This is a genomic window from Cupriavidus sp. SIMBA_020 (assembly GCF_046535395.1).
GTDB lineage: Bacteria > Pseudomonadota > Gammaproteobacteria > Burkholderiales > Burkholderiaceae > Cupriavidus > Cupriavidus campinensis.
Window position 1 is genome coordinate 1 of the sequence record NZ_JAWRWU010001596.1, and the last position, 238, is coordinate 238.

General features: G+C 62.2%; 1 pseudogene. It reads left to right on the forward strand.

The features are described from left to right. Nucleotides 1-104: 104 nt before the first annotated feature. Nucleotides 105-238: pseudogene (locus tag SB751_RS34990) on the forward strand (3-hydroxyacyl-[acyl-carrier-protein] dehydratase FabZ); the annotation flags it as partial.

Below are 238 nucleotides of genomic sequence, written 5' to 3' on the forward strand. Positions count from 1 at the left end.
GGGCACGGCCAGCGCATCCGCCCGGTTAGCCGGACCGGGCCGCACGACGGCCCGCATCAGCCTTTGCATCACCACCGCGCAGCCTCTGCGTGAGACGAACCATCATGAGCACTGAAAAAATCAATCTCGACATCCACAAGATCCTCACGCTGCTGCCGCATCGCTACCCGATTCTGCTGGTCGACCGCGTGCTCGAACTCGAGCCGCACAAGGGGATCAAAGCGCTGAAGAACGTGTC